This is a genomic window from Chamaesiphon sp., assembly GCF_041737865.1.
In the GTDB taxonomy this organism is placed as follows: Bacteria; Cyanobacteriota; Cyanobacteriia; order Cyanobacteriales; family Chamaesiphonaceae; genus Chamaesiphon.
Genome location: NZ_JBGSQZ010000178.1, coordinates 1 through 3828, shown reverse-complemented (window position 1 = coordinate 3828; position 3828 = coordinate 1). Strand labels below are relative to the sequence as shown.

General features: G+C 42.6%; 5 protein-coding genes. All 5 read left to right on the top strand.

Translation table 11 applies throughout. From position 1 onward, the window contains the following. The first annotated feature begins 106 nt into the window (after positions 1 to 106). Positions 107 to 955 carry a hypothetical protein gene (locus tag ACEW9J_RS13465; protein ID WP_373545628.1) on the top strand — a complete coding sequence of 283 codons (849 nt, stop codon included), beginning with the start codon at positions 107 to 109 and terminating at the stop codon, positions 953 to 955. A 91-nt stretch (positions 956 to 1046) separates the two neighbouring features. Next, complete coding sequence (locus ACEW9J_RS13460; protein WP_373545627.1) at positions 1047 to 1196, top strand: hypothetical protein; 150 nt, start codon at positions 1047 to 1049, stop codon at positions 1194 to 1196. A 75-nt stretch (positions 1197 to 1271) separates the two neighbouring features. Then, the gene (locus ACEW9J_RS13455) at positions 1272 to 2321 is read left to right on the top strand and encodes a DUF932 domain-containing protein (protein WP_373545626.1); all 1050 of its coding nucleotides are present in this window, start codon (positions 1272 to 1274) and stop codon (positions 2319 to 2321) included. Between the two features lie 72 nt (positions 2322 to 2393). Continuing rightward, a complete protein-coding gene (locus ACEW9J_RS13450; protein ID WP_373545625.1) occupies positions 2394 to 2948 on the top strand; it encodes a siphovirus Gp157 family protein in 555 nt (184 codons plus the stop codon). A gap of 344 nt (positions 2949 to 3292) precedes the next feature. Continuing rightward, positions 3293 to 3828 (top strand): hypothetical protein (locus tag ACEW9J_RS13445; RefSeq protein WP_373545624.1); only part of this gene is annotated, 536 nt, incomplete at its 3' end.

Below are 3828 nucleotides of genomic sequence, written 5' to 3'. Positions count from 1 at the left end.
GGCTAAACCAGCACCCGAACCGGAATACATCGATCCGCCTGAGTTTGAGGACGATGATGAATTTGAGGACGATGAGGTTGAAGAGGATAAAATCCCCTTTTAACTAATGCCCCAACCAATCGTTCTTGCTGACTATAAGGACAATTTGCATCTATATCGCAAGAATAGATACTATTGTCCTGCCTGTCCTGGGCATAACCTTACATTTTGTCCATTAGGGCGGTGGAATTGTTGGAACGATCCCACTAGGGCACATCGGCTGGAGATTATGGCGGCTCTCGTCCCAGACTTCAATCGTTCTGGCTACACTCCACGAGTTAAGTCAGAGCCTTGTCCGATTGTCTTGCCACGAGTCCATCCCGCCCTACTCCATTTCCCCCTGATAAAGCCAGAGCTACTGTCAGATGTGGTGGGAAGACGAACTCACTATTGGTATAGCCACAGCCAACGAGTAGTGCGGATCGATCGTGCTGATGACAAGTCTATCTTTCCGCAGTTTCTCAACGGTTCAGCATGGGTGAATGGTGCGGGCGATCGATCGTGGGCACCCTATGGACTATCGCGCCTTCTGCCCTATCCAGGTAAGACCAATCTCATCTTGGTAACTGAGGGTCAAAAATGCGTAGAAGTTGCCCACAGTCGAGGTATTCCAGCTCTATGTCTTGAAGGTGGAGATTATTCTTATCAGACTATGTTCGATAAGTTGCGGGCGATCCGCGACAGATTGGAACGATTGCTGTTGGTAGTGCTGCCCGACTATGACTTGGATGGTAATCGTAAGGCGTTGCAGATTATCCAGACCGCTAAATACTTCTCCTTGCCAACGCTGTTACTCGATCCCCTGGAAATCGAGCCAACTCTTGGTGCTGGTGGTGATATCGAGCAAATGCCGACTCTCGATGCCGATCGATTGATGGAAATTGTCAAACGAATGTTATCTCCACCCAAACAATAGACGAGCGAATCCGTAGACCCGCTTGTCTATTGTTGGCGAGTGATTTTGTATCAGCAAAATCACTCACTTATCCAATTACTACTTGTTAGTCATGAATACCCTCATTATACCAGTTCTACCCACTGAAAATCTCATTGAAGTGACTGGATTTATCAGTCTTGCTGATGAAGAACAACAGCTAGCGTTCGACGAACAGTTGATGCTAGATCGCGAGGCTTATTACCAAAATTCTCAGTACTAATCACTTTGGATATTTGCCGTCAAACTTAAACCAGATTGGCGGCTTTTTGTCAACCATTATCACATTTTTAGAATCATGAAAACTGGACGCACGATCGTTGAATTAGCTCAAGAGTTATTAGAACAGCAGGAAACCAAACGGGACTTCCATGCCAGCACCAAAAGTTTGACAATGGTGCCTAGTGGAAAATTTCAATTGGAAACAACCAGCGGTTTAGAATTAATGCCCGCGACTAGTTATGCCCACGCACAAATGGCATCTAAGCTCAATATCCCGAAAGTTTATTACGATCGAATGATGAAGCAGTCTCCAGATCTTTTGGCGGAAAATGTCAATCATTGGTTGGAGCAACGGCAAGAAGAAACGAGTCTCATTCGTACTCTGCGCGGTCAAATGCGGGCATTCTTGAGCAGTCGATATCGGATTGTCGATAATCATGACATTCTCGCAATGGTACTACCAGAACTCAGTGAGATGGGTAGTGGGATTAAAATTGCAAGTTGCCAAGTAACCGACGAAAGAATGTATCTCAAGGTCATCAACACGGATATCGAAGCGGCAATTGCTGTCGGCGATCCAGTTCAAGCTGGCTTTATTTTGAGTAATGGTGAAATCGGGAATAGTTCGATTTCTATTGAACCATTTATCATGAGGCTCGTGTGTACTAATGGTCTAATTCTCAAAGATAAGAAGCAACGTAAAAATCATGCCGGACGTAGTGCTGAAAATAGCGATTTATATGCCATTGATACTATTCAAGCGATCGATGATGCTTTCAAACTAAAAGTCCGTGACTTAGTGCGAAATGCAATTAGTATCTCCACCTTCCAGGAAGCTGTTGCAGATATGCAAGGAGCCAAATCTAACCCGATTACTGGTAGTCCGGTTAAGGCGGTTGAAGTGATTGCTAAATCAATTGGACTTAGTGAAAATGAATCTGGTTTGGTGCTGAAACATTTAATCGATGCTGGCGACCTTTCCCAGTTCGGGATGCTTAATGCTGTCACTCGTACTGCTGAAGATATTGAATCTTACGATCGCGCTACAGAAGTCGAGCGGCTTGGCTCCAGCATTCTATATTTACCAACTACCACTTGGCGAGAAATTGCTACTGCAAACAGTTAATTAATATTACCACTTGCCCCAGCAATTCACTGGGGCATTCTCGATTTAACTACTCACACCAAAGAATTAATTATGGCATCATTACTGGATTTAGAGTTAAGCCGTGACGAGCTAGTCGAACAAATTATGGCTTTTATTGAAGAGGAAGAAGTAGAGGGGAAAACTGATACTATCGCATTAATTAATAGCTTCGATAAGTTAGAGGCGCAAATTGCCACTAAGGTAGATGCTATTGCTGCGGTAGTTGCAGCCAAAGAGGGGGAAATTGCTTATCTCCGAAAACGCCGCGACAACTTCAATAGTCAGATTGAAGTCAGGGAAAATGCCTTGTCAAACTTCAAAACTTACCTCAAGAAAATTGTAGAGAATCGTGCTGATTCGACTATTAAAGGTCGAGAAGCGACTATCAAACTCGTCAAGAATGGTGGAAAACAACCGCTATGGACTAACAGTAATATTCCTGCCCAAGATTTTCCGGTAAATCTAGTCACAGTGCAAACTAGTTATAAAGTTTGTACCGAGACAATTCGCCAACAGTTAGCGGAATCTGGTGCAGAGGAATTGGTAGTTGATGGGGAAGTTTTAGCCAAGCTTCAGCCCAGAGGAACCCACCTCAGAATTGGTTAATCGATCATCGCAAACATTACTTTAAGGATATCCCATGTTAACTAGACTAATTGCTGCTCATCAACACTTTATTTGTTTGCTGAATGGAGAATTTGAGAACAGACAATTTTCTATTAGTGAGGCATTGATAGAAGTCTATTATGAATTCTTTGCTCTGTAGTAAATTTCGAGTCTGTTTGTCACGAAGTCTAATCCAAATCCACACTTTTAATTATTATTACCAGTCGCCGATCGCAATTGGTATTTTGTGGTGAGATCGATTAGTTATTCTACTATCCCGTCGGTAAATTATTTAACTCCCATTCAAATTAACTTTGAGTGGGAGTTTTGTTCAAATATTTATTATGGATTTATCAATTCTACCAGATGACCAGTTACTCCAATTAATTGAAGCTGTAACCAAAGAAGTTGCCAGACGTGCTATCGCTATTCAAGCTGCTACTGAAAAATGTTGGCAAGATACGAAAGAAGAGATTCTAAATCATCCTAATAATGCTACCTCTCAAGGTAGAGCTTATCCACCAAATAGCACTAATGATGACCTGACTAAAGCAACAGTAGCTAGGTTGCTCAAAACTGCTGATTTCTTTAGAAATTATCAACATTATGCTTTCTCGGTGAATGTTTGGGAGAAGCAAGGAGATATCCGTCTATATCTCCAAGAAAGTTTCAAAGCTGATGGCTGGAAATTTGTTTACTATCACACGGGAAATAGATATCAAATCCCAGAGACAGTTAATGCCCCAGACCTCGATTCAGCTAGTATCTGTGCGTTCAGAAGTCTGGCGAAGATGCTCTGTAACGAGCTGCCATCAGGTTTTAAATGCTATGCCAATGATGATATCAAACATCCGATTAATCCTACCCTACTACAACAGTA